This is a genomic window from Brevibacterium sp. CFH 10365 (genome assembly GCF_009299785.1).
In the GTDB taxonomy this organism is placed as follows: domain Bacteria; phylum Actinomycetota; class Actinomycetes; order Actinomycetales; family Brevibacteriaceae; genus Brevibacterium; species Brevibacterium limosum.
In genome coordinates, this window is record NZ_VIGO01000001.1 from 119,353 (window position 1) to 144,169 (window position 24,817).

General features: G+C 64.4%; 21 protein-coding genes. 10 read left to right on the top strand and 11 right to left on the bottom strand.

From position 1 onward, the window contains the following. Positions 1 to 120: 120 nt before the first annotated feature. From FHG09_RS00475 to FHG09_RS00490, 4 genes are read right to left on the bottom strand one after another with little or no spacing between them, the layout of a single operon-like run. Entirely contained in the window at positions 121 to 1,041 is a 921-nt protein-coding gene (locus FHG09_RS00475) for an energy-coupling factor transporter transmembrane component T family protein (protein ID WP_152345741.1), read from the bottom strand. Next, positions 1,038 to 2,798, bottom strand: coding sequence for an ABC transporter ATP-binding protein (locus FHG09_RS00480; RefSeq protein WP_152345742.1), 1,761 nt, complete (start codon positions 2,796 to 2,798; stop codon positions 1,038 to 1,040). The genes FHG09_RS00475 and FHG09_RS00480 overlap by 4 nt, the downstream gene beginning before the upstream one ends. Then, positions 2,795 to 3,796 (bottom strand): cell division protein FtsQ, encoded by a 1,002-nt coding sequence (locus tag FHG09_RS00485; RefSeq protein WP_152345743.1) that lies wholly within the window; start codon positions 3,794 to 3,796, stop codon positions 2,795 to 2,797. Before FHG09_RS00485 ends, FHG09_RS00480 begins: the two co-directional genes overlap by 4 nt. Next, positions 3,793 to 5,541, bottom strand: a complete 1,749-nt coding sequence (locus FHG09_RS00490) for an HAD family hydrolase (protein WP_152345744.1) — start codon at positions 5,539 to 5,541, stop codon at positions 3,793 to 3,795. The genes FHG09_RS00485 and FHG09_RS00490 overlap by 4 nt, the downstream gene beginning before the upstream one ends. A 137-nt stretch (positions 5,542 to 5,678) precedes the next feature. Here FHG09_RS00490 and FHG09_RS00495 point away from each other — a divergent pair, with 137 nt between their 5' ends. Then, entirely contained in the window at positions 5,679 to 6,695 is a 1,017-nt protein-coding gene (locus FHG09_RS00495; RefSeq protein ID WP_152345745.1) for a LacI family DNA-binding transcriptional regulator, read from the top strand. A 19-nt stretch (positions 6,696 to 6,714) separates the two neighbouring features. Here FHG09_RS00495 and FHG09_RS00500 read toward each other — a convergent pair whose 3' ends face one another. After that, complete coding sequence (locus tag FHG09_RS00500) at positions 6,715 to 9,174, bottom strand: thioredoxin domain-containing protein (RefSeq protein ID WP_152345746.1); 2,460 nt, start codon at positions 9,172 to 9,174, stop codon at positions 6,715 to 6,717. A 90-nt stretch (positions 9,175 to 9,264) separates the two neighbouring features. Here FHG09_RS00500 and FHG09_RS00505 point away from each other — a divergent pair, with 90 nt between their 5' ends. Next, positions 9,265 to 10,263: a hypothetical protein gene (locus FHG09_RS00505; protein WP_152345747.1), complete on the top strand. Its 999-nt coding sequence runs from the start codon at positions 9,265 to 9,267 to the stop codon at positions 10,261 to 10,263. Positions 10,264 to 10,453: 190 nt separating this feature from the next. Continuing rightward, positions 10,454 to 10,906 carry a pyridoxamine 5'-phosphate oxidase family protein gene (locus tag FHG09_RS00510; RefSeq protein ID WP_152345748.1) on the top strand — a complete coding sequence of 151 codons (453 nt, stop codon included), beginning with the start codon at positions 10,454 to 10,456 and terminating at the stop codon, positions 10,904 to 10,906. A gap of 46 nt (positions 10,907 to 10,952) precedes the next feature. Here FHG09_RS00510 and FHG09_RS00515 read toward each other — a convergent pair whose 3' ends face one another. Continuing rightward, positions 10,953 to 11,807, bottom strand: coding sequence for a glycerophosphodiester phosphodiesterase (locus FHG09_RS00515; protein WP_152345749.1), 855 nt, complete (start codon positions 11,805 to 11,807; stop codon positions 10,953 to 10,955). Between the two features lie 320 nt (positions 11,808 to 12,127). Between FHG09_RS00515 and FHG09_RS00520 the strand changes: the two genes are divergently transcribed. The 7 genes from FHG09_RS00520 to FHG09_RS00550 all read left to right on the top strand — a co-directional run bounded on the left by FHG09_RS00520 (position 12,128) and on the right by FHG09_RS00550 (position 19,723). Next, a complete protein-coding gene (locus FHG09_RS00520; protein WP_152345750.1) occupies positions 12,128 to 13,144 on the top strand; it encodes an Lrp/AsnC family transcriptional regulator in 1,017 nt (338 codons plus the stop codon). 143 nt (positions 13,145 to 13,287) lie between these two features. After that, complete coding sequence (locus FHG09_RS00525; protein WP_227492516.1) at positions 13,288 to 14,223, top strand: polysaccharide deacetylase family protein; 936 nt, start codon at positions 13,288 to 13,290, stop codon at positions 14,221 to 14,223. A 60-nt stretch (positions 14,224 to 14,283) separates the two neighbouring features. Further along, a complete protein-coding gene (locus FHG09_RS00530; protein ID WP_152345751.1) occupies positions 14,284 to 15,591 on the top strand; it encodes an MFS transporter in 1,308 nt (435 codons plus the stop codon). Further along, the gene (locus tag FHG09_RS00535; RefSeq protein WP_152345752.1) at positions 15,588 to 16,460 is read left to right on the top strand and encodes an SDR family NAD(P)-dependent oxidoreductase; all 873 of its coding nucleotides are present in this window, start codon (positions 15,588 to 15,590) and stop codon (positions 16,458 to 16,460) included. Before FHG09_RS00530 ends, FHG09_RS00535 begins: the two co-directional genes overlap by 4 nt. Beyond that, positions 16,460 to 17,548, top strand: coding sequence for a ketopantoate reductase family protein (locus FHG09_RS00540; RefSeq protein ID WP_152345753.1), 1,089 nt, complete (start codon positions 16,460 to 16,462; stop codon positions 17,546 to 17,548). Before FHG09_RS00535 ends, FHG09_RS00540 begins: the two co-directional genes overlap by 1 nt. A 284-nt stretch (positions 17,549 to 17,832) precedes the next feature. Continuing rightward, entirely contained in the window at positions 17,833 to 19,326 is a 1,494-nt protein-coding gene (locus tag FHG09_RS00545; protein ID WP_152345754.1) for an alanine/glycine:cation symporter family protein, read from the top strand. A gap of 97 nt (positions 19,327 to 19,423) precedes the next feature. Then, the gene (locus FHG09_RS00550; protein WP_152345755.1) at positions 19,424 to 19,723 is read left to right on the top strand and encodes a hypothetical protein; all 300 of its coding nucleotides are present in this window, start codon (positions 19,424 to 19,426) and stop codon (positions 19,721 to 19,723) included. 147 nt (positions 19,724 to 19,870) lie between these two features. Here FHG09_RS00550 and thpD read toward each other — a convergent pair whose 3' ends face one another. The 5 genes from thpD to ectA form a co-directional block, all read right to left on the bottom strand. After that, positions 19,871 to 20,779: an ectoine hydroxylase gene (gene thpD, locus FHG09_RS00555; RefSeq protein ID WP_152345756.1), complete on the bottom strand. Its 909-nt coding sequence runs from the start codon at positions 20,777 to 20,779 to the stop codon at positions 19,871 to 19,873. A gap of 203 nt (positions 20,780 to 20,982) precedes the next feature. Next, the gene (locus FHG09_RS00560) at positions 20,983 to 21,570 is read right to left on the bottom strand and encodes a hypothetical protein (RefSeq protein ID WP_152345757.1); all 588 of its coding nucleotides are present in this window, start codon (positions 21,568 to 21,570) and stop codon (positions 20,983 to 20,985) included. Positions 21,571 to 21,947: 377 nt separating this feature from the next. Next, complete coding sequence (locus FHG09_RS00565) at positions 21,948 to 22,355, bottom strand: ectoine synthase (protein ID WP_152345758.1); 408 nt, start codon at positions 22,353 to 22,355, stop codon at positions 21,948 to 21,950. 168 nt (positions 22,356 to 22,523) lie between these two features. After that, positions 22,524 to 23,828 carry a diaminobutyrate--2-oxoglutarate transaminase gene (gene ectB, locus FHG09_RS00570; RefSeq protein WP_152345759.1) on the bottom strand — a complete coding sequence of 435 codons (1,305 nt, stop codon included), beginning with the start codon at positions 23,826 to 23,828 and terminating at the stop codon, positions 22,524 to 22,526. 162 nt (positions 23,829 to 23,990) lie between these two features. Beyond that, complete coding sequence (gene ectA, locus FHG09_RS00575; RefSeq protein ID WP_152345760.1) at positions 23,991 to 24,485, bottom strand: diaminobutyrate acetyltransferase; 495 nt, start codon at positions 24,483 to 24,485, stop codon at positions 23,991 to 23,993. Positions 24,486 to 24,817 lie beyond the last annotated feature (332 nt).

Below are 24,817 nucleotides of genomic sequence, written 5' to 3' on the forward strand. Positions count from 1 at the left end.
CGGCGTCTGGGAGACGGCCGGCATCGTCGGCGGTCATGGAGTCGGCGTTCCTCACTGGTGGCGTGCTTCTCACCGGTTTCGGAGATCATGCTGTCATCGCGGCCGTCCTCAGCCGCAGCGTCACGGCACCAGTGAGCCGAACCAGTAAGAGGCGACGATGAGAACCACCGTGCCGACCAGCAGTGCCGCATCGACTGCTGTGAAGCGCAGGTGGGCCAAGCGCAGGCTGCGCGTCGCGGCGGTCGCCGTTCCGAACCCGCGGGTCTCGAGGCCTTCGACGGTGGTCCGGGTCCGCCGAGCGGTGTTGAGCATCAGCGGATAGAAGGACTGCACGGCGATGCTTCCCAATCGGGCGAATGTGCGCCAGCCGAGGAAGCCATGCCCGCGAGGCGGTGCTCCGCGCAGACGATGACCATCGACGATCGTCTGGAACTCGGTGACCAGCAGCGGCACCATCCGGTACCCGTAGCTGACGCCGAACCCGACGACGGCGGGGACCCGCAGTGCCTGGAAGCCGTCGGAGAGCTTCTCCGGATCAAGCGAGACGAACGCAGCCATGCTCACCAGGGATACCGTGCCGAGTTTGAGGGAAGTCTGCAGCAGTCCGGTCAGCGCACCGACATCACCGCCGAGGATCAGCACGAGCACGAGCACATAGATGCCCTGGGTGATGAGGCCGACGACGAAGAGACCGAGCAGCAGCGGGCCGATCCTTGCGGACAGGGCCGCGACTGCGGCGAGCGCGAACAGGGTCGTGAGCACCGTGAGGTCGTAGGTCAGCCAGGGCGCGATTGCGCAGATCACGTACCAGACGATGACCGACCGGGGATCCCGGCGGGAGAGGAAACCGCCGCGCGAGGCATAGGCCACGCGCATGAGTTCGAGGGTGACCCATTCGACGGAGAGCCGACCCCGGTCCTTGCGCTTGCGGCCCGATCCCTTCTCCTTCCCGGTCGGTACGGCAGTGTTGTGGGAGGCATTGCCGTTCACGTCACGAACGAGTTCCTCCGGCGGGGTGGGGCTGGGGTGGACTGCGGTCATCTCACAACCTCCTCGGCGTGGGTCGTACGGGCGATCAGGTCCGGCAGGGACAGCGGGATCGGATCGAGGCCGAGCTGCTGACCCAGCTGCGTCACCTGCGGTGGGACCAAGCGAGCGCGATCGAGCAGTTCCCGATCGGCGAAGAGTCCGGTCGGATCGGTGTCAGCGATGATGCGACCGTGGTCGAGCACGATCACCCGGTCGGACCATTCGGCCACGAGGTGCATGTCGTGGGTGGCCACGACGCTGCAGAGGATGTGCTCGGCCAGGGCGTCGAGCATGTCGATAACATCATCGCGTGAGCGCAGGTCGAGGCTCGAGGTCGGTTCGTCGAGCAGCAGCAGGGTCGGACGCATCGCCAGCCCGATCGCCAGGGTCGCCCGCCGCTGCTGCCCGCCCGAGAGCAGACGCCCGTCGCGGTCGCCGACCTGGCTGAGTCCGACTCGATCGAGTACCTCCGCAGTGATCTCCGCGGCGTCGGGCAGCCCGCGCGAACGCGGGAACATGCCGATATCGGCGCTGATGGAGTCCTGGAGGAACATCTGATCGGGACGCTGGACGAGGTAGCACACGGTTCCGGCCAGTTCGGAGGGACTGAGCCTGCTCGTGTCGTGACCGTCGATGACCACGCTGCCGTACCGCGGCAGCTTCATCCCCGACAACGTCGACAGCAGAGTGGACTTGCCGGCCCCGTTCGAGCCGACCAGCGCCACCCTCTCACCGGCATGCAGCTGCAGGTCGAGATCGTCGATGACGGTGCTCCGATTTCCGCTGATCGTCTGGTAGCCGACGGTGATGCCACGGACCTCGGCCACGGTCCGGCCCGGGTCCTGAGCCGGACCGGCAGCGACCGTGTCCGGCGCCCCGGCAGCGACCGTCGGCAGATCAAGCCCGCTCGCGTCGGGGCCGCGAGCCTCTCTGACCGCCTCGGCGCACTCCTCAACCGTCAGCGGAGCGGCCCTGATCCCCCGAGCGACGTCTGGGACAAGGGCGCGGGCGGCCGCGACCACCTGAGGAGCAGGGATGTCGGCGGCTTCGAGATCGGCGGTGCGGGACAGTGCTTCAGCAACGGGAAGGCACCAGCTCACCTGCCCCTCGGACATGAGCACGACGGTTTTCGCGTACTTCGCTACGAGTTCGGCGTGATGCTCGATGACGATGACGGTGATGCCACGCTCGTTGAGCCGCGCGAGGTGGTCGTAGACGACGGAGGCCCGCAGCGGGTCGACCTCGGCGGCGGGTTCGTCGACGACGATGATGTCCGGGGCCAGGGCCAGAACACCGGCCAGAGCGGTCAGATGCTGCTGTCCGCCGGAGAGCTGCCAGGTCTGGGCGTCGGCGATATGGGCGATGCCGAGATCGGTCAGCACCGCCTCGGTGCGTTCCCACCAATCCTCGCAGCCGAAGTTGAGCGGGCCGAAGGAGATGTCGTCGCGCGGGGTCGGCCGCACGATCTGGTTGCCGAAGTCCTGGAACACGTAGCCGACCTCACGGGCGATCTCGCCGACGGTGCGATGGGCAGTGCTGCGACCATTGCACCGGACCGTGCCGGAGATGTCGCCGTTCCAAAAGTGCGGGATGAGCCCGTTGAACGACTTGCACAACGTCGTCTTACCCGAACCGTTGCCGCCGACGACGGCGACGAAGTCTCCCCGCTGAATGCGCAGATCGACCCCGCGCAGGGAGTCGACGGGGCTGCCCGGGTAGCGGAATCGCAGATCGCTGACTTCGATGGCAGGCGTCATCTCCCGGTTCATCGCTGCCCCTCGCTGTTGCGGGCCGCACGCCGGCGTCTGCTCGCGACTGCCAGCGCGACGAGGATGCCGAGAGCGATGACCACGGCACCGAAGACGGCCAACAAGCCGAAACCGGGCTGCCCGTCGGCACCGAGTTCGAAGCTGCCGATCGTTGACAGGCCCTGCTTGCCGACGAATTCCTCCCAGGCGGCCAGCAGGGCGATCGCGGCGGCAGCGACGACGGAGAACACGGCGACGAGCCAGAACCCGATCCCGGCCGGACCTCTCAGCCGCGGAGGGGCAGCCGGGTCACGGGGACGCAGGCCCATGATCGGTTCGATCTTGCCGTAGAGCCGCGGTGCGAGCCAGACAGCGGGCAGGATGCCGAACAGGACACCCGAGAACGCGACGGTGACGATGATGTCGAGGCCTTCGGCGATGACGAAGGCGGAGAAGAGCCCATCGGACTCCTCGAGCGTCTCGGGATCAATGCCGACGGCGACCTTGACGATGTCGATGATGCCGCCGCTGACCTTGTCGATGAGCACCATCGCCACGCAGGCCAGGGCAAGCTGCGCCCGACGACAGGGATCGCGGACGATCACACCGGCGACATAGATCGCCAGGGCCGTTTCGAGGTACCCCTCGAGTTCGCTGAGTCCGGCGAAGTCGCCGAGAAGCATATCGGAGAACACGAGCTCGCCGAGGGGAGCACCGAGTGCAACCCAGACCGGGTTGAGCAGCGCGGCGAGGACCACCGCGATGAAGGAGAAGTAGGAGACCCCGAGCTCGAGCGGTCCGACCGAGATCTCGGGCAGCACCGAGGCGACGATGTCGCCGACGCCGTAGAGGGTCATCGACAGGACGAGGATCATCAGCTTCTGCGAACTCGACAGACCGTCGCCGGATCGTCGCAGTTCGGCGGATTCGAAGGAATCGGGGGCGGGCGTGCGAGTGAGATCGCGGGGAGTTCTGGTGGATGCGGAGTCATCGGGTCGTGGCTGAACCGAGCGGATCATGATAGTCCTTTCGTCGACGTTGCAGTCGGCTGCGAATCGGGCTGAGATGAAGCGGCTGGAGGGAATACGAGCGGGAGCAGATCCTCGATCGAGTCGAGGAGGTGATCGGGACGAAGCGCCGGGTCGGAGGCCATGGTCTCCTCCAGCTCCTCGTCGCCGGTGGCACCGCCGCGCACGATCACGACGTTCCCGACTCCGCCGGCCCGGGCGGCGGGAACATCTCGGTGCGGTTTGTCGCCGACGAACCACGCCCGGAGTGGGTCTGCGTCGACGGCGGTGAGGACGTTCCTGACTCCCAATGGGTCAGGCTTGCGGCGGCCGACTTCGTCGGAGTAGGCATGAGCGGCGATGAGGTCGAGCAGTCCCTGGCTCTCGAGCAGGCTCCGGACCGCGCGTCCGGACACCGTGTTCGAGACGATGCCGACCGGGATGCCGAGGTCTCGTGCGGAGTGCAGCAGCTCCACGATGCCCGGTCGCAGCGTTCGTGCCGACTTCACTCGTGCAAAGTCGTACATCAGGCGGTGTGCTTCGGCGTGCAGCCAAGCGGCGACCGCGTCTGGATCGCCGGGCAGCCCGGGCCCGACGAGCTCGGCCCAGAACGTGATCGGGTCGATCTCGGGGACCGGGCCGCCGATGACGGACTCGTGTGCGTCCTTCCATTCCTTGTGCCGAATGCGCCCCGCGGCGAGCCCGGAGGCTGCCTGGTCGACGGTGGTGAGGTGACCTGCCGCGGTGAGTCCATCAGCCAGCCGCGCGGTGAAGGTCGCGAGGCCGAGCTCATCGGGCTCCGAGGTCGAGATCACTCCCCCGTGGTCGAGCAGCAGGGCCGAAGGCAGCCGAACACCCTCGTGCACAACCGCACGAACAGATCGGTCGGTGACCGCTTCGGCGAGGGTGGTGTCTGCAGACGAGGGCCGCACAGTCCTCCGCAGCGCTGGGACGATGCCGCGAGGATCGTCGACGACGAGGTCGGCGCGCTCGGCCACGGGGAACGGAGGGGAGTCGGTGTGGTGCGAACGGGTGACCATCACGGCCGCGACACCCGCCCGACGACCGGCCACGACATCTCGGTCGAGCGTATCGCCGACGTACCAGCACCGCCGGGCGCTGGTGGCCAGGGCTCGGGCGGCGAGGTCGATGATGCCCGGATGGGGTTTGCGGATGCCGACCTCGTCCGAATAGAGCTGAACAGCAAACTTCTCGCTCAGGCCGGCCTCCTCGACGATGGCCCGGTGGGCTCGGCCGGAGTGGGCGTTGGAGACGATGCCCACGGGCACACCGAGCTCGGCGGCGGTGTCGAGGAGCTCGATGAGACCAGGGCGCAGGGTGTGCTCGGAGCTGCGGGTGGTCAGTTCACGCTGGAGTTCACCGGCATGGCCGACGAGGACTTCGCGCTCGGCGACCGGAAGCGGCGAGGCGTAGAAGTCGCGCCAGATGGTGCGGTGGTCGAGCTCTGCCGGCTCCAGCAGACGCGATTGGCTGTTCTTCCAATCGCGCAGAGCGACTCCGCCACCGGCGAAGACGGACGCGAGTTCGTCCGGGCTGCGCAGATGGCCGGCTTTGGCCAGCAGCTCCGCGGCGATCCGGGCGACCTCAAGGCCGCCTCCCGGCCTCTTGTGAGTGGAGAAGACGACTCCGCCGAAATCGAGCAGCAGCGCTTCGGGGCGCAGGGTCGGAGTCGGGTAATCGTCCCTGGCCTCACCGGTGCGGCTGAGAGGGTTCTGGAGGGTTTCTGCAGTCGTCATAGTTGACGAGATTAGGGACGGCCGACGAATTCGGGGCGTCACCTCGACGGACTGCAGGTGAACGGAACGGGAATTCTGGAACGTTCCAGAAGAGGCATCGGCCATGGTCCGGACCGGGCTGAGGCAAGATGGTCGATATGCCTCACAGACCGACGATCAATGATGTGGCCGCACACGCCGGCGTCTCGAAGTCACTCGTGTCCCTGGCGCTGCGCGGAGACCCGGGAGTCGGCGAGGCCACCCGGACGCGGATCCTGGGCTCGGCGAATGCGCTGGGATATCGCTCGAACATCCTCGCGCGCAGCCTGCGTCAGGGCAGAACGATGACCATCGGCGTCGTCATCTCGAGCCTGACGAACCCGTACCACACCGAGGTCGCCGCCGCCGTCGAGGCAGCAGCGGAGGGTGAGGGACTGTCGGTTCTGCTCGCGCACGGCACGCACCGACGGGACCGGCTCGAGGCACGGATCGACCTGCTCCTCGACCTCAGCGTCGACGGTCTGGTCATCGTGTCCTCTTGGCTCGGTGCCGAAGCCCTCGAGCGGGCCGGACGCAGAGCTCCGGTGGTCATGGTCGGCCGCACCGAGGAGAACGTGCCCGGCGTCGACAGCGTGAACAACGATGACGAACACGGTGCGAACCTGGCGATCGATCACTTCCTCGCCGCCGGCCACACCCGCATCGCCCATGTCAGCGCTTCGTCCCGTCCGTCGGGCTCGGCTCGCCGCCGCGGATACCTCCAAGCCATGGACACAGCCGGGCTGGACCGGTATGCGCGGATCATCGATCGGTCCACCGACGCCGAGGCGCTCCCCACTCAGCTGTCCCGCGCCCTGGCCGATGGCTACGACGCGTTCTTCGCCCGCAACGACGTCGAAGCCCTCGACGTCATGGAAGTCGCCGCCGATCTGGGGTACGGGGTGCCCGAGTCGGTCGGCATCATCGGCTACGACGATTCGGCACTGGCACGCCGGGCCCGACCCGGTCTGACCTCGGTCCAGCAGCACGCCGAGGTGCTCGGTGCCCGTGCCGTCGAACTGCTGAGAGGCCGAATCGGCGGGCGCAGGAATGACATCCACGACGTCGTCGAACCTCGTCTGCGCGTGCGCGCTTCGACGCGCAGCCCGGCGACGGCTGCCGACGACGCCGACTGAGACCGCAGGCCCAAGCAGGTCAGTGTGCCAGCAGCTCCTCCAGCTCCGCAGGTGTGCCCACCGGCAGTGAGCACGAGGTGCCTCGGCACACGATCGCCGTCCCCGCGGGGACTTCGACCTCACGGCCGTCCGGTCCCGGCACCCCGGTCGAGGTCGTGAGCAGAGTCAGCGACGGATGCGTGGCGGCGATGTCCCGCAGCGCATCGTCGGCGGTGGCGACTCGCACAGGCGACAGGGCTCGCTCGGCCTGCCACAGAGCGTGGCCGCACCCGCGCGGAGCCTGTCCGGCGAGGGCCCGGTAGACCCCGAGCAGGCGATCCCGGACCTCCATCAGCCGCCCGGTATCCAGCGCGGCGCACTGACCCGATCGCTCTGCCCCACCGGGTTCCGAATCACCGGTTGCCGCCGCTTCGACGCCGAGTTCGGCGAGCAGCAGCACCGCCTCGGCGGCCGCCGATCGTCCCGACGGCACGGTGTTGTCGACGGGGTCCGCGGACTTCACATCGATGATGCCGTCACCGAGCGAATCGACCGCCTCGAAGACCCCGTCCTCCTTTTCGGAGGTGAAGAGGTTCAGCATCGTCGCACCGAGGTCGACGAGGTCCTCCACCGTCACCGAGGCGGCCTCGCCCGACAGCTGCCGGACCGTGATCCCAGCGGTGATGAGTTGCGCCCAATCGGCGAGCCCGCCCCGCCCGGGCCCCGGCTCTCCGTCGGTGAAGCTGCGCCGCACCTCGAATCCGGCTGCGTCGGCCGAATCGGCGGCCCCCGCCGAATCCGGTGTCGCAGCATCCTCGAACCGGTCATGCATCGCCGTCCAGAACCGCACCGCGGTCCTCCCCCACGCTGCCCCCGTGGCGTTGCCCACCGTCGACTGTGCAGCGTCGTCCGGATCCGCGGCGTCTTCCGCCGCTCTGGCGACATCATCCGCACCACTGGATTCCTCTGCTTCGGCACCCTTGTACAGGGCCGCCTCGGCGAGGGCGGTGATGGCCAGGGAATTCCATTCGGTGATGATCTTGTCATCCCTGGCCGGCTGCGGACGGCGAGCGCGAACGGAGTCGAGCACCTCGCGTTGCCGCCGTGTCTCCTCGATGGCCCAGGGCGCGGGATGGTCGGCGTCGAATGGCACGTCCTCCATGCCGAGCCAGTCGATGATGCGCACGGCCGCGACCACCTGGCCGGACAGCTCGCCTCCGGCCGGCGAATCGACGAGCCCGAGCAGGCCCGCCTGCCCCGCCTCGGCGAATTCCTCGGGGGTGAAGACGTAGGCCGCGCCCTCTTCGGAGACTCCCGAAGAGTTGAGCGAATCCGCGTCGAGAGCGGCGATGAACCCGTCATCGGTCGACAGGTCACTGATCAGGAAGTTCGCAGTATCGGCGATCTCGCGTTCGGCCAGGGCCAGCCATTTCGAGCCCGGGTCGAGAGCGCGTTCCACCTTCGCCCACGCGACGACGGCGCGCAGATAGAGGGCGTTGTCGTAGAGCATCTTCTCGAAGTGCGGCACGAACCACTGGCGGTCGACGCTGTAGCGGGCGATCCCGCCGCGCACCTGGTCGCGCATGCCGCCGCTGGCGATCCGCGCCAGCGTGCTGCGCACCGCGATGAGGCAGTCGAGAACGAGGTCGCCGGTCAGGTGGCCGTCGGCGCCGAGCCAGCCGAGCCGCCCCTCCGCCCGGACCCGATCCACCGGGTGTTCGTCGCCCGATGCCTCATTCGCCGAGGCGGCTCCACCGGTTCCCGAGCTCGCCGAGGCGGCGTTGCCCGCTCCCTTGTTCGCCGAGGTGGTCCCGCCCAAGCGCACGAACGCGGCCAGAAGCTGGAGGACGTTCATCATCGGCGGGAACTTCGGGGCACCGCCGAATCCGCCCCACGCCGGATCATAGGAATCGAGGAGGGCAGCGGCGGCGGAATCGAGCTCATCGGGGCTCAGGGACTCCGCGGCCGCCTCGGCGGGGAGGGCGCTGGTCACGGCATCGGCCATCTCGGCCAATCCGCGGTCCATGCGCGCGGTCATCTGGTCGACTTCGTCGCGGCGGTCGGTCCACGTAGCGGACACGGCCGAGAGCACCTGCGTGAACGCGGGCAGGTTCCCCCGCGGTGCGGGCGGGAAGTAGGTGCCGGCATAGAAGGGACTGCCGCTCGGGGTGGCGAAGATCGTCATCGGCCATCCGCCCTGACCGGTCATCGCCTGCAGCGCGTTCATGTAGTAGGCGTCGATGTCCGGCAGCTCCTCCCGGTCGATCTTCACCGGAACGAAGCGGTCGTTCATCAGCGCCGCGACTGCTTCGTCTGCGAAGGATTCGTGCGCCATGACGTGGCACCAGTGGCAGGTGGAGTACCCGATCGAGATGAGGAGGGGGACGTCACGGCGGGCCGCCTCGGCGAGGGTCTCCTGTGACCACATCCGCCAGTCCACGGGATTGTCGGCGTGCGCGCGCAGGTAGGGGCTGGTCGAGGTGGCGAGTTCATTCGGCATGCTCCCAGCGTCTCACTTCGCGCGACGACGTGCGAGGGCTACCGCAGCCAGAACAACAAGGCAGCTGGTTTTTATGGAAGTATAGGGGCCATGAGTTCGACCCCGAAAGAGCCTTCTGATACCGCCGCTGCGCAGGGTTCTCAGGCCGCACCCGCGCCACAGCCAGCACCCGCACCTATGGATGACAAGGGCCTGAACCTCACGGTCGCCGCCTTCGTCGTATTCATCGTGACGTGGGTCGGCGCGAGGTCGGCAGGCGCAGCCGAGTCGTCTGCGGATCTCACCGGACCCGATCTCGGCCTTCTGCAGGTCGTGCTCATCCTCGTGGCCGGCGCAGCCGCTGTCGCCGTCGGTCGGAGCCTGAAGTCGATTTCGCGCGGCGTCTTCATCGTCATCACGGTCGTCTACTTCACGCTCGCGGCTCTCACGTCGATCTTCACCGACGAGTTCACGAGCCTCGACATCGAATCACGGTTCTTCGCGATCCTCCGGCTCGTCCTCTATATCGCCGACGTGGTCTACCCGCTCGTCATCGCCCAGGTTCTCGCCGTCACGGTCTCACGAGTCGTGACTCCACCCGGAGACTCGGACGACGCCGTTGCCGGACTCGCCGCGAGGACGGCCCGCCGCGGCAAAACTGCCGCAATCGTCCTGTTCGCGGCGGTCGCCGTCGTCATCGTCGCCTGGATTCTGCGGCTGCCGATCACGACGGCACCGCTGCTCATGAACTTCGGTGAGATCCTCTTCGCCATCGCCGCAGCCATCGGCTCGGTCGCAGCGGTCTATGCTCTTCGAGCGGTCGCGGTCGCACGTTCGCTGCCGGCCCCGGCACCAGCGGTCGGGCCGGACCCACATCGCCGCCGCCCCCGGCTGGCCCACGTCCTCACGTTCCTCGCCATTGCCGGCGGCCTCTGGTTCTGCCTGCAGTACACCCTCGTCGCGGTCGAGTTCGGGGCCGCGCTCGACCTCGCATACCCGTCCGGTCCTGCAGGCATGCTCCTGTTCACCATCGGAAGCTTCGTCCTGGCGATCGTCACCGTCGATGCCGTGGCCTCCCGACGATCGAAGCCCGGCAGACGCCCGGCATGACCTTTCCACCCTCTCCGGCTGCGCAACGATGAGCACATGGCGGCGTCAGTGCTCATCGCTGCCCGACGAGACTGCATCGCCCGCCCTGCGGTCCCTCTTCCCCCGCGCCCGAGATTCTTCTACACTATGTAGAACTCAGCGGGGAGGGAACCGATCCCGGTGACCGCCGCTGCGGGACAGGAGAACGACAATGAGCGCCGAACCATCATGGACTCTCGATGCCAAGGACTGCTGGGAGCTCCTGCGGTCCACCTCTGTCGGCCGCCTGGCCGTCATCGGCGTCGAGGGCCCGGAGATCTTCCCGGTGAACTTCACCATCGAACATTCCGCACTCGTCATCCGCACCGGAGACGGCACCAAGATCGACGCCATCCGCAACCATCCACGCGTCGCCTTCGAGATCGACGGCGTCGGGGATGAGACCGCGTTCAGCGTCGTCGTCAAGGGCGACGCGAAGGAGATCAACGCTCCTGACGAGCTGCGCGACACCGTCTCCCTCGGCGTCTCCCCGCTGCAACCCGGAACGAAGAATCACTTCGTCCGAATCCTCGCCGAGGAGGTCACCGGCCGCCGCTTCCCCGTGACCGATCCCTCAACCTGGAGGTCAGCACTCAGCGACGCATCACGCGCCCCGCACGAGTGACCGGTGCTGCCGGTTCACGGTCGGCAGGGAGACTCACACTCGGCCGTCAGAGGGCTTCGACGACCTCGACGAGGCGGTCGGGGGCGTTGGTGATGATGCCGTCGGCGCCGACGTCGATCGCCCGTTCCATCTCGCCGAGGTCGTCGACGGTCCACACCAGACTCGTCATTCCGAGCTCGTGGATGGCGGTGAGGAAGTCCTCGTCGGCGGCGCAGAATTCGGGGTTGACCTGGTCGACCCAATCGGCGAAGTCCTGGAGTTCGTCCGGGCAGGGGCGGCCGAGCACGCCGACCGGGATCTCCGGAGCGAGCGCGTGGAACTCGGCGATGAACGCCCAGTTCGCGGACTGGACCACGAGCATGCCCGCGGCCAAAGCCCGGTCGAGATAATTCGGCACGGCACGCAGGGCGGCCACGATCGCCTCGGCGATTCCGGGATACATTTCGGGATGTTTGACCTCGAGCAGCAGACCCGTGCGGGTGTCGTGGGCGAGGGTGAGCACCTCGGCGAGGCGGGGCACGCCGATGCCCGCGAATTCCTCGCCCTTCCACCTCCCCGCGTCGAGCGTGGCGATCTGGGCGGCATTCATGCCCGCGATGCTGCGGCCTTCGCGGTTCGGGTACAGGGCGCGGGCGTCGGTGGTGCGATCGACGGTGGGGTCGTGCATGATCACGAGCTCGCCGTCGGCGCTCATGTGGACGTCGGTTTCGATCATGTCCGCGCCCTGGTCGATGCCGGCGATGAACGCAGGGATCGTGTTCTCCGGCCAATCGGCCGACGCACCACGGTGTGCGATGACCAGAGGCGGGACCCGGACTCGGGCAGGATCGATGACATTGTCGACGGCGCCGAGGTCGCGGGGTGAGGGATCGGAAGTGGGGGTGGCGAGGGTGATGGGCATTTCAGAACTCCTCCACGGAGACTGCGGGTGGCGTTGCTCAGCTGCTGCTTAGGCGACCGAGCGATGAGTACTAGGGCGCCCAGATTAGGCGGCCTGTGCAAGTTCCGGGTGATGCGCGGGTAGACGGGACGTGAATCCTGGCGGTGTCCGCGCTGAGACTGCGATCATCCAGTGCAAGGAACGGCGCAGATTCATGAAGCTCGCATTAGGGTAACCCCAGTAGGTCTCGCTTACCGTCATCAGAATTATCTCTCTTGAAGCAAATGAGCACTTGAATTAAATATTTTGACGGATATGATCATCTTGTGAACCAACGCACAATGACGTCGACATTTCTCGATCCCATCGACCGCACGATCATCGACATCCTCCACCGGGACGGTCGAGCACCGTGGTCCAGAGTCGCCGAGCAGCTGGACGTTTCCGCCGCTACGGTCCGCCGCCGATACGAAGCAATGCATTCGACAGGCACCATTCGCGTCGTCGGGGCCACCGATGTTGCCCGACTCGGAATGGGGATGCCCGTCTTTCTGCGGTTGTCGAATACCCGCGCGGACCTCCCGGAGCTCGTCTCACGCCTCCGCACTCGGCCAGAGGTGCGCTTCTTCGCGACGCTCCTCGGAAGCGTCGACATCACCGCGGAGATGGTGTTGCCCGAGGGGACGGACTATGGCCGGCTAGTCGGCGAGATCACCGAAGGCACTTCTGCGACTGCTGAAAGCCTCCTCATCACTCATGCCTTCGCTTCGGGCCAAGATTGGGCTCCTCCGCGTGAATCTGCCGACCCCACACGTCTGGCTCCGATCGAAACCGAGCCGGCGCCCCACATCGACCTGACGGATTCCGAGGCCAAGGTGCTCGGGATGCTCATGCATGACGGCCGGACTGGCCTCGGCGCTCTGGCCACTGCGATCAGCAAGTCAGAGAACACCGCCGCTCGCATCATCGACCAACTGCAAAGGTCCGGGGTTCTCGACTTCCGTATCCTCGTCGAACCGGTTCACTATGGCTTCACTACCGAGTTCTTTCTGTGGCTGGAAGTCGAACCACGCTTCCTCATGGAAACTGCATCAACTCTCGCCGAACACCCTGCGACGAAGTACCTCACCGCCACCACGGGGCGGTCAAACCTGGTCGGTCAGTTCATCGTCCGCGATCGAGCCGAGCTTTTCCGGTTCTCCACACAGGTACTCGCCTCAATGCCAGGCATTCGCACGGCAGACATCTGCGTCCAGACAGCAGTGCACAAACGGGTCTGGACAACGCTCGAGAACGGCCGGTACGCAACCGATGGACAACCGCTCGACCCCCTTGAGTATCTCCAACCCCGTCGGTGAGAGATGGGGCCTGCAGTCGCGGGAAAATGCGCCGAGCCTCAGCGCTGCCACAGCGCCATCCATTGGCACCCGCCTCAAACAGCTGCGAAGCACAACCAAACAATAAACCAGAGGAGACGGAAATGACCTCACTACCTACTGATATGACAACGACAGCGCCCTGGCAATGGCCTGAAGAGACTTGGCGGAGAGAGGTCAACCGTGTTCGCGCAGGACGCAAGCTCGTCCACGGCGATCCTGCTCGACGTTGGCCGAACGCTGCGAAGTGCGCCGTGCTCATCTCTTATGACTCTGACCACGAAACTCCATACCTTCGCGACGGCCAGACCTCACCGGGTTCGTTAGCACAGGGAGAGTATGGCAGCCGCTCGGCAGTGCCGCGAATACTGGAAATGCTCGCGCGCCACGAGGTGCCGACAAGCTTCTACGTACCCGCCGTCTCCGCCCTGCTGCACCCTCAAGACATCGACGCCTACGTGGCAGGCGGACACGAGGTCGCCGTACACGGATGGATTCACGAGCGCAATACACAGTTGCCCTATGAGGCAGAGCTCGACCTCATGGGGCGAGCAGCTGACACACTCGAGAAGCTCAGTGGCACTCGGCCGATCGGCATCCGCACCCCGTCCTGGGACTTCTCACATTCGACGCTCCATGTCATCAAGGAACTCGACCTCGTCTATGACTCCTCTCTTATGGCCGATGATGAACCTTACGAACTCGACGCCGACGGCACACCGACCGGAATCATCGAGATCCCCGTCGAGTGGGTCAGAGATGATGCACCCTACTTCATGATGGATCGCTTCGGGGGCCTTCGACCCCATCTGTCGCCCTACGAAGTCGAGCGGATCTGGATAGACGAATTCGAAGCCGCCTATACCGCCGGCAGCATGTTCGAACTCACTCTGCATCCGCATATCAGCGGTCATCGTTCAAGGTTAGCGATGGTCGACCGGCTTCTCAGCCACATCCGGTCCTTCGACAACATTTGGTTCGGTACCCACGCTGACCTCGCCCAACACATCATCGACATGACTCCTGGTTCCACCACAGATCTGCCGTCTGGTCGATCCTGACTTCTGTCCCCGACGGCATCAACGACGTGCCGTCACTTTCGCGAAAGCATAGGCCCAGAAATGTCCACTGCACCCCAGACCAATCAACCACACGAGACAAAACTGTCCCCAAAGGGCCGCAAAGCGCTGCTCGCTGGAGCCGTCGGCAACACTGTCGAGTGGGTCGATTGGGCAATCTATACGACCTTCTCGTCCGTCTTCGCCGTGCACTTCTTCCCGGCCGGCGACCCAGCGGTCGCTCTCCTGTCTACCCTGGCGGTCTTCGCTGTCGGCTTCATCATGCGGCCGATCGGAGCTGCGGTTCTCGGCAACTTCGCCGACCGACACGGTCGAAAGAAGGGAATGGCACTGACCATCGGCCTCATGGCGGGCGCCTCGGCCATCATCGCCATCACCCCCGACTACTCGATGATCGGCATCTTCGCACCGATCATCCTCGTGCTCGCTCGTATGCTCCAAGGGTTCTCCGCCGGAGGCGAATTCGGTGCTTCCTCGGCTTTCATGGTCGAGGCCGCTGCACCTCAACGCCGTGCATTCGCTGGTTCATGGCAGCAGGTTTCCGTGGGGGCGGGCAGCCTCTTGGCCGCCGGAATCGGAGCGGTCATCACTTCGGCGCTCGATTCTGAGGCCCTCGACTCTTGGGGATGGCGTCTCGCTTTCGCCCTCGGTGCGCTACTGGGCTTGTTCGGCCTCTGGCTGAGGTCCAATGTGGCCGAGTCAGAGTCTTTCGAAGCGGTCAAAGCCGAGAAGTCGACAGATGAGCCGAAGCGCTCATACCTAGCGATGTTCACGCAACACCCCGGTGCTGTCGCACGCGTCTTCGGAATCACGATCGCCGGCACGCTGCTCTACTACATCTGGGTCTCCTACCTGCCTACCTACGCGCATGTCGCGACAGGGTTGCCGCTCAATCAGGCGCTGACCGCGAATTTCATTGCCATCGCCTATTTCATCTGCGCGCTTCCTTTCGTCGGTCTCCTTTCGGACAAAGTCGGTCGGAAACCGACGATGTCGGCTTTCGCTGCTGGATTCCTTGTTTTGGCGTTTCCCTTGCTCAATTTCCTCGACAACAATTTCTGGATCTTCCTTGTTGTCGAACTCATCGGTATGACGCTGCTGCTCGGATATTCCGCCAACTGCGCCGTGATCATGGCGGAACAGTTCCCACCCGAGGTCCGAGCCACCGGTATCGGCCTCCCCTACGCCCTCGCAGTAGCTATCTTCGGAGGCACCGCTCCATACATCATCACGTGGATGAACGACATCGGAGCTGGGGACAAGGTATGGATCTACTGTGCTGTCGCCGCTGCCATCGGCCTCGCTGTCTATCTCACAATGCCTGAGACAAAGGGAAAGAAGCTCGTATGACACCGTTCGCACCACATGTTCTGATCACCGGTGCCGCCAGCGGCATCGGCCGGGAGATCGCCCGCACCTACGCCACTCGTGGGTCTCGCCTCGCCCTCGTCGACTTCGATGAGGCTGCCCTGAGAGCATTCTGTGACGAGCTTCGCCGAGGAGGCACAGAAGCCACCCCGATCATTGCAGATCTGCGCGACCCATCTGCCCTCACCTCGGTGGTGGAAACTTCGTTCGCGATCGCTCCGGTACATGTACTCGTCAACTCCGCAGGTGTCTATCCTGCAGTTCCGTTTCTCGACATCACCGCCGAAGTATGGGACGCCGTGCAGGCGATCAACGTTCGCGCTCCTCAACTGCTGACTGTCGAGTTCGCCAAACAGGTACGCCGTCTCGACCAGGAGATGCCTCCCGGTCTTCCTGCCGTCATCAATATCTCCTCTGGAGCGGCACTGCGTGCACGTCCTGGAGCCGCACCGTACTCGACGTCGAAGGCGGCCGTCGAGATGGTCACCCGAGCAAGTGCTCTCGAACTCGGTGAGTTCGGCATTCGCGTCAATGCCGTCGCTCCCGGCTTCGTCGTCGTCGACAGCGAACTCAACAGACTCACCGACGACTATGTCGCCGCAGTATCCATCAACCCACTGGGGCGTAAGGGACGGGCTGATGACATCGCGCGAGCTGTACTCTGGCTCGCGTCCGCAGACGCCAGCTGGGTGACCGGAGAGATAGTGCGCGTCGATGGCGGATCTGCAGCCGGCGCACTCAATCTCCCTCTGCACTGGCCTGAGCCCCGCACGGAGATCGAGCCCGAATTGCACACAGCGAATATCTCCCACTTCGGTGGCAGTGATAATGAGAAAGAGGACTGCAACTAGTGACCACAGAAACACCAGCGCCATCGGACATCTACACAGTCGTCGGCGGCGGCGCGATTGGCGGTACGCTCGCTGCACACATCGCCTTGGCCGGTCATCCGGTGCAAATAGTCGACGCGGACACCGAACACGTTGCTGCAATCCGCAGCGCGGGACTGAAGATCGAAGGGCCAGAGGAATCTCTGAGTGTCGACCTTCCTGCGTTCGACCCCGTCGATGCGCCCGAGGAACTCGGTCCGGTTCTGCTGGCCGTGAAATCCCAGGCAACTTCTTCGGCAATGGAGTGGATTGCGCCTCGACTGCGAGAAGACGGCTACGTCGCTTCACTGCAGAACGGCCTCAACGAGGCTGCCATCGCCGAGCGCATCGGGATCGAACGCACTGTCATCGCCTTTGTCGACCTTTTCGCCGATGTCCTCCAGCCCGGCGTGATCAAGGACGGTGGTATCGGAACCATCGCTCTCGGGGAGTTCTCCGCGGAGTGCGCCGATAGGGAATGCAGTTCGCGTACTCCAGAGAGAGCTGAAGCGAACCTCCGAGCAGACGGAGTCATTCGGCCGAGGGTCGAAAAACTCGCTGCCGACCTTGCACATTGGGGCAGGCCGATTGTCAGCGGCAACGTCTCCGGCTTCCTCTGGTCCAAGCTCGCCTTCGGGGCGATGCTCACCGCAACTTCGCTCGTCGACGAAGACATGGCTTCGGTCGTGGATTCGAATCGTGCCACGATGCTCGGTCTGGCACGTGAAGTGTATGCAATCTCCGACGAGCTCGGCATCCGGCTCGAGAGCTTCGACGCCTTCGCCCCCGACGACTACCGGGATGGAAGGCCCGAGCGAGTCGTCGAATCGGCGTTCGACTCTCTCTGTCGATGGCTTGAGGGACAGACAAAGACACGCTCGGGGATCTGGCGCGATATAAATGTCCGCAAACGCCCGACCGAGGTGCCGTCGCAGTACGAACCGGTCATCGCGATCGCGTCAGAGCAGGGAGTTCTTACCCCGCGGCTGAGAGCGTTGGTCGATGTCATCGGGGAACTCGAACGCGGCGAGGTGCTTATGGGCCCCGAGCTGCTCAAACGGATCTCCTAGGCTCAGACACGAACCGCTTCCAGTCAACCGAACTGCAGAAGATATCGGTGGTCGCGGAACCGAGGGCCTCGCCCTATCGGTTGCGCGGCCACCGCTTTGCGCTTCTTTCGCAAGAACGCGGGTTTACAAAGGGCCCGGCCTTTCGGCACCTCTGGTCGCCTGAACAGACCCCACACTCCCACTGCTCGATGCCAGGTGGCAGACTGGGCTCAACCACGGACGGAGTTCTCGCGTTCCGCGCCTCCGATCCTCTCCAGCACGATTGCCGAAGGAGGCGCAGTTCTATGGAGATGCTCCAGGGTGCATTCGACAGTGTCAGCACCGTATCGTCATACATCCTCGTGGCTGTTCTCATCCCCACTGGTCTGTATTTCACCATCCGCACGGGAGTGGTGCAGGTCCGCCTGCTGCCCGAGATGTTCCGCACCCTGACGGAGCCGGGCGGACGGGATTCCGAGGGCAACCGGAACATCTCACCGTTCCGTGCCTTCTCGATCTCCGCGGCCTCGCGGGTGGGAACGGCGAACATCGCCGGTGTCGCCCTGGCGATCTCGCTCGGCGGTCCGGGAGCGATGTTCTGGATGTGGCTGACGGCCATCGTCGGCGGCGCCACGGCCTTCGCCGAGTCCGCTCTCGGCCAGCTGTACAAGCTCAAGGACGGCCCGAACTTCCGCGGCGGCCCGGCCTATTACATCAAGCACGGGCTGAACATGAAGTGGCTCGGGCTGGTCTTCGCGGTCATCGTCGCCATCACCTACGGCATCATCTTCAACTCCGTGCAGTCGAACTCCATCGTCGACGCGGTCGGTGCCTCCTTCGGAGTCGACAGTTCGGACGGCACCTTCGCCGCGATCGCCGGTGCGATCATCGCCGTCGCCGCATTTGCGATCTTCGCCGGCGGCGCCAAGCGCATCTCGAACATCTCCGCTTATCTGGTGCCGTTCATGGCCGGTCTCTACCTCATCGTCGGCATCATCGTCGTGGTGATGAACATCGGCGCCGTGCCGTCGATGATCGCCACGATCTTCTCCGATGCGTTCAGCATGAATTCGATCGCCGGCGGAACGCTGGGTTCGATCATGCTCATCGGTGTTCAGCGTGGTCTCTTCTCCAACGAGGCCGGCATCGGTTCGGTGCCCAACGCAGCTGCCACGGCATCGGCGTCGCACCCGGCCAAGCAGGGCTTCGTGCAGGCACTGGGCGTCTACTTCGATACGATCCTCGTCTGCTCGATCACCGCGTTCATCATCTTGCTGTCGAACCCGAAGTACGGCAGCTCTGCCGAGGGCATCCAACTCACGCAGACTGCGCTGAGCGGTCAGCTCGGCCAGTGGGCGATCCACTTCCTCACTCTGGCGATCTTCCTCTTCGCATTCTCCTCGATCCTCGGCAACTACTATTACGGGGAAGCGAATATCGAGCACTTGACGACGAAGAAGAGCGCCCTGCTCATCTACCAGGTCATCGTCATGGTCTCGGTGTTCATCGGCGCGATCGCGGCCCTCGACCTGGTCTGGACCGCGGCAGACATCTTCATGGCGATCATGGCGCTCATCAACCTCTTCGCCCTGCTGATGCTCTCGCCGCTGGTGTTCGCGCTGCTGAAGAACTATCAGAAGCAGCGCCGAGCAGGCCACGAGCCGATCTTCCGTCGCGGAGACCTTCCGACGTTCAAGCGCATCAACACCGAAGTCGACGCCTGGGACGGCACCGACGAGGTGACCACCGCAGAGTTCTGGCGCGACCGCGGCAAGCAGGTTCGCTCCGACAGCGAGTGATGCCGCGAGCATTCTGATTCCGCACACACACATCGGGCGCCCCTTCCCAGGAGCGCCCGATATGTTTTCGATGCTTCATATACAGCAAGAGGTTCCCATGACTGTCGACCGCTCGGAACTGGCGGACATCCTCGCCGAGGCGACCGGATGGTCGGTCACGGCCGACCCCCACCGGTTCACGCTGACCAATGATGATCCCCCGCAGGTCGTCATCTGGACGGTGACCGACGGCGAACTCGCCCAGCTCCGCTATGGTGCGAACGTCCGAGCGAAATCGTTTGGCGGACGCAGATCGGCCGACCTCGGTGTGCTGTGCCTGCCCGTGATGGAGACCATCGGGCCGTTCGAAGGATCCCGCGGGGTGATGCGTGGGACTGACCTGAGGATCATCGAGTAGCCGCGACCCGTCGAGGTCTGCGGGGAGGCGAAGGGGCCCGGCACCGGGACTGCGGCACCGGTCCCCCACTGTGCAGATGTGCTCATTCCACGAGGAGTGTCAGGCATGGGCGAGGCATCAGCGGCCGGACCAATTGCGCATGAGGCGTCACTGACCGGCTGGAGTGACGTCCGTGCTGCCGACGAACTCCGGACGCGGCTTCGGCGCTGCGAAGGGTTCCACACAGGTATTCTCCACCGAGTTGTACACGATGAAGATATTCGAGCGCGAGAACGGAGTGACGTTGCCGTTCGACGCATGCATGCAGTTGGAGTCGAACATGATCGCTCCGCCGGCCGCTCCTTCGAGCACGTCGATGCCGTATTCGTCGGCGAAGTCGCTGAGAGTCTGACGATCCGGGGTGCCTGCACCCTGCATGATGAGGGACTTCCGATAGTTGTCCTCGGGAGTGCCTCCCACACAGCTGATGTAGCGCTTGTGCGAGCCGGGCATGATCATCAGCGGACCGTTGAACGAGTAGTTGTCCGTCAGCGACAGCGAAAGGCTCACCGCACGCGGAGCGGGCATTCCGTCCTCAGCGTGCCAGGTCTCGAAGTCCGAATGCCAGGAGAACTCCTTGCCCACGAATCCCGGCTTGTAGTTGATCCGGCTCTGATGGATATAGACATCGGTTCCGAGGATCTGCCGTGCGCGGTCGACGAGACGCGGATCGTTCGCGATCTTTCTGAAGATCTCATTGGTGCGATGGATATCGAATATCGACCGGACCTCGTCGGACTCGGCTTCGACGACGGTGCGCTCATCGGCCTTCACCTCCGGGTCGCGCGAAAGCCTTTGGAGCTCGTCGGTGAAGAGTTTGAGCTCTTCGGGTGTGATGAGCTGATCGATCGTCAGATAGCCCGTGTCCTCGAAGTGCTTGAGCTCCGCCGCTTCGAGGGGGCCGTCTTCGGGAGAACCGAAGACGATCGGACCCGTGCGCGGGAGAACCTCAGTGGTCTCACCGGAGCGAGTCGGATAGAGATCTGTGGTTGCGGTCGCAGCTGACATTGCTGTCATCATTTCTCCTTCCTTCGCTATGTGCCGTCTGCCGGGGCGGTGGCGCTACTGCTCATCGCCCCCGCAGATCAGGTTGTGCGGCCACCGTAACAGGAGGACATCGTCCCCGGTACCCCGGTTAGAGACAGAACAGAGAGACCGGCACGTTCGAGGCGATCCCTAGAGATGAATCGCCCCGAACGTGCCGGTCATTCATTGGACGGTCAGCGTTTGACCGACTTCGACGTGGCCCCGGTCGCCCAGCTGACCTGGCTGAAGGTGACACGGTAGGCCTTCTTGCTCTTCGACTTCACCTTGTACGTGGCCTTGCCCTTCTTCGCGGTGACCGTCTTCAGCGTCTTCCACTTGCTGCCTGACTTGACCTGGAACTTCACCTTCGGGTTGTACTTGATCTTGCCGTAGTGCTCTGGGTGGTAGACCTTCGTCGACGAAGTCAGAGTGACGGTGCTGCCTTTCCGCTTCGAGGACAGCGAAGCGTAGGTCTTGCCACGGACGTAGAAGTAGCCCTTGGTGTAGTCAGTGCGGGCGTACCAATACGAGTTGTATTCAGCGTCGTCGTAGTCAGCGTCGATCTCGGACGGACCCATTCTGTATTTCCCGAGACCGTCGAGGCTCGGACAGACCATTGCGCGATCTTTATTACTGGGGCTCGTGTAATTGCCGAAGTAGGCTTCAGTGGCACTTCCGTGCCGCCCCGCAATGTCCGCGTCCACCGTCCACGAATCGACGTTCTTCTTCTTGTACTTGAGATAGACGTTGAAGTACTTGCAGTTCGAATTCGATATCACCATGTTGCTTGCGGACAACTTGGTCACGTCGAATGACATTGTGGCAGCCTCGGCCGAAACTGCCGGACCGACAGAGAGGGCAAGTGCAGCGATTGACGCCACGAGGGCGCGCTTGAGGAACTTCATGGAGACTCCAACTGAAGAAGGGGATGAACGATATGCCTAAGTTGGAGTCAACGAGAGTGCAGTCGGCAGCGTCAGGTGGCGAACATTGAAAGTTGTATGACCGAACAATACCACGCGTGAAGTTTACTCGGAGCAGCGCCAACCCAGGGTCTCCCACCGGTGACCCCACCAGAGCCCACACACCACCCCGGCTCTACCACCACAAAGGCGGCCCGAGCGAAAACGCTCGGGCCGCCTCGGCGAGGGGAACTGAATCAGTTCGCGGGTGCCGCCTCATCTTCGAGGATGAGCGGGTACACGCCGTTCTCGTCGTGGACCTCACGACCGGTGACCGGCGGATTGAACACGCAGGCCATGCGCAGCTCTTCCTCGGCGACAACGGTGTGCTTCTCGTGTCCGTCGAGGAGGTACATGACGCCGTCGTGGAGGGGGTATTCCTTCCCGGTCTCCTGATCGGTCAGCGTGCCCTTGCCCTGCACGCAGTACACGGCTTCGACGTGGTTCTGGTAGTGGAACGTCGAGGTGGTTCCGGCGTAGATCACGGTGTCGTGGAACGAGAATCCGACGCGCTCCTTGCCGAGCACCATGCGGCGGCTGCGCCAGGTCTCCGACTTGATATCGCGGTCGGTGTCGTTGAGGTCATCGCGGTTGACTACGTACATTTGTGGTCCTTTCGATCAAGGTCGTGGAAAGTTTCGGGGGTGGGCGGCGGACTTCCGCTGTAAACCAACGGCGTCCGTCAGCCCGGGTGGGCGATCGAACAGGTGTCGATTCCGCCCAAAGCTCGGGCCGGCGCCACTCATTGCGACGCCGGCCCGGCAGAGGTGGGATCAGGCCAGTGCGGCCTCAGCGGCGGCAGGAGCGAACTTGAGCACTCCGGCCTCGATGATGTCCAGACCGGCCTGCAGATCGCGCGAGTCGATCGTCAGCGGCGGCATGATCTTGATGACTTCGTCATCGGCGCCCGAGGTCTCGAGCAGGAGGCCGTTCTCGAACGCATAGGCGGCGACCTTCTCGGCCACCTCGATGTCTTCGAAGCAGAGTCCGGCCAGCAGGCCGCGTCCGCGGATCGATGCGCCCTCAGCCTTCTCGACGATCGTGTCGAGACGCTGGTGGAGTTCGGCGATGGTGTCGGCGAGCTGGTTCTGGAACTCGTTGTCGGCCCAGAAGTTCTTTATGGCGGCGGTCGCGGTCACGAATGCGGGGTTGTTCCCGCGGAAGGTGCCGTTGTGCTCGCCGGGCTCCCAGACGTCGAGCTCGGGACGGAACAGGGTCAGTGCCAGCGGCAGGCCCGAGCCGGAGATCGACTTCGACAGGCAGACGATGTCAGGCTCGATGCCGGCCTCTTCGAAGCTGAAGAACGAACCGGTGCGGCCACAGCCGGCCTGCACGTCATCGACGATGAGAAGGATGTCGTGCTTCTTCGTCAGCTCCGACAGGGCGCGCAGCCATTCGGCGCGAGCGGCACGCAGTCCGCCCTCACCCTGCACAGTCTCGACGATGACGGCGGCAGGCTTGTCGACGCCCGAACCGGAGTCTGCGAGGACCCTCTCCAGCCACAGGAAGTCCGGGATCTCACCATCGAAGTAGTCGTCGTAGGGAATCTTCGAGCTGTTGGTCAGCGGGATGCCTGCGCCTTCGCGCTTCATCGAGTTGCCGGTCACCGACAGCGATCCCAGCGTCATGCCGTGGAAGGCATTGGTGAACGAGAGCATGTGCTGACGTCCGGTCACCTTGCGGGCGAGCTTGAGGGCCGCCTCGACGGTGTTGGTTCCCGTCGGTCCGGGGAACATCACGGAGTAGTCGAGTCCGCGCGGCTTGAGGATGAGATCCTGGAAGGTCTGGAGGAACTCGCGCTTGGCCGGGGTCTTCATGTCCATCGAGTGCAGCACGGCACCCGACTGCAGATATTCGATGAGCGGACCCATCACGGCCGGGTTGTTGTGGCCGTAGTTGAGCGCACCGGCACCGGAGAAGAAGTCGAGGTACTCGTTGCCGTCCTCATCCCACTGCTTGGCGCCCTGCGAACGGGCGAAGGTGGTGGGCCAGGAGCGGCAGTAGCTGCGCACAGCAGATTCGCGAGTTTCGAAGATGTCGGGCTTGTCAGATGGTGCGGGCTTAGAGCTTTCAGTCATGACTTGAGTCCTTTCGACTTCTTGAGTTGCGCGCCTGCATCGGATGCAGGCGCCGAGGCGGTGGCCGCTGCCGCTCATTGCGGGCGATCTCTTCTGCCTCCTGGCACCTGGCGCGTCCACTCCCTTGAATCAGGGGTACACGCGGTGCCGGGGTGGGGCTCGTTACAGGGGTGCGATCTCGTAGAGGTACTCGGTGTCGTGGCCGTCCGGGTACATCTCCGGAGTGAACAGCGGGCGACGGTCGTAACCGGCCCCGCGCTGGTCCGCAAATGCCTGGAACAGACGGTTGGACGCCGCGTTGTCATCGGTGATCGTCGTCTCCATGCGGAGAGCGCCGGTGCGATCGGCCAGCTCGTGGAGCATGGTCGAGGCGAGTCCGTGACCACGGAACTTCTCGTCGACGGCGACCTGCCAGATCATCAGGGTGTCCGGATTCTCCGGACGGGTATACCCGGTGATGAAGCCGGCGGGCTCTCCGCCGATACGCGCAATCACCGAGGTGTCCGCGAAGTCGCGGCACCACAGCAGATAGGAGTACGACGAGTTCAGATCGAGCACGGCTGTATCTTTCGCGAGCCGCCATAGATGTTGTCCGTCCTCCAGCTCGGGAGTACGGACGTCGGTTTGCGTCTTCGGTTCAGCGAGTGCGTTTCTCACGCCATTAAACCTAACGGGATGAGAATGAGCGTCAACCCCGAAACCGTCGATTTCGGGGCACTTCCGCAACCCTCACCCCGACCTACTGACATGTAACAGACCCGGCCTTGCCCATGGCATCGTTGGGATGTGACGGGGCGCTCCTTCGCGCTCATCCCGCGCCGGAGGTTCGTTATCGTTTCGTTACATTAGGGCGCAGTTGGAACAAGGGTTCCACGTGTTCCATGTCACTTCACGTGAATTGAGACAGCAAGGATGCCTGTTGCCGGGCGTCGCCTCCTGAGGCTCAGTGAGCGGCTTCGAGGCGATTGCGGGGCTACGGACGAAAGTGC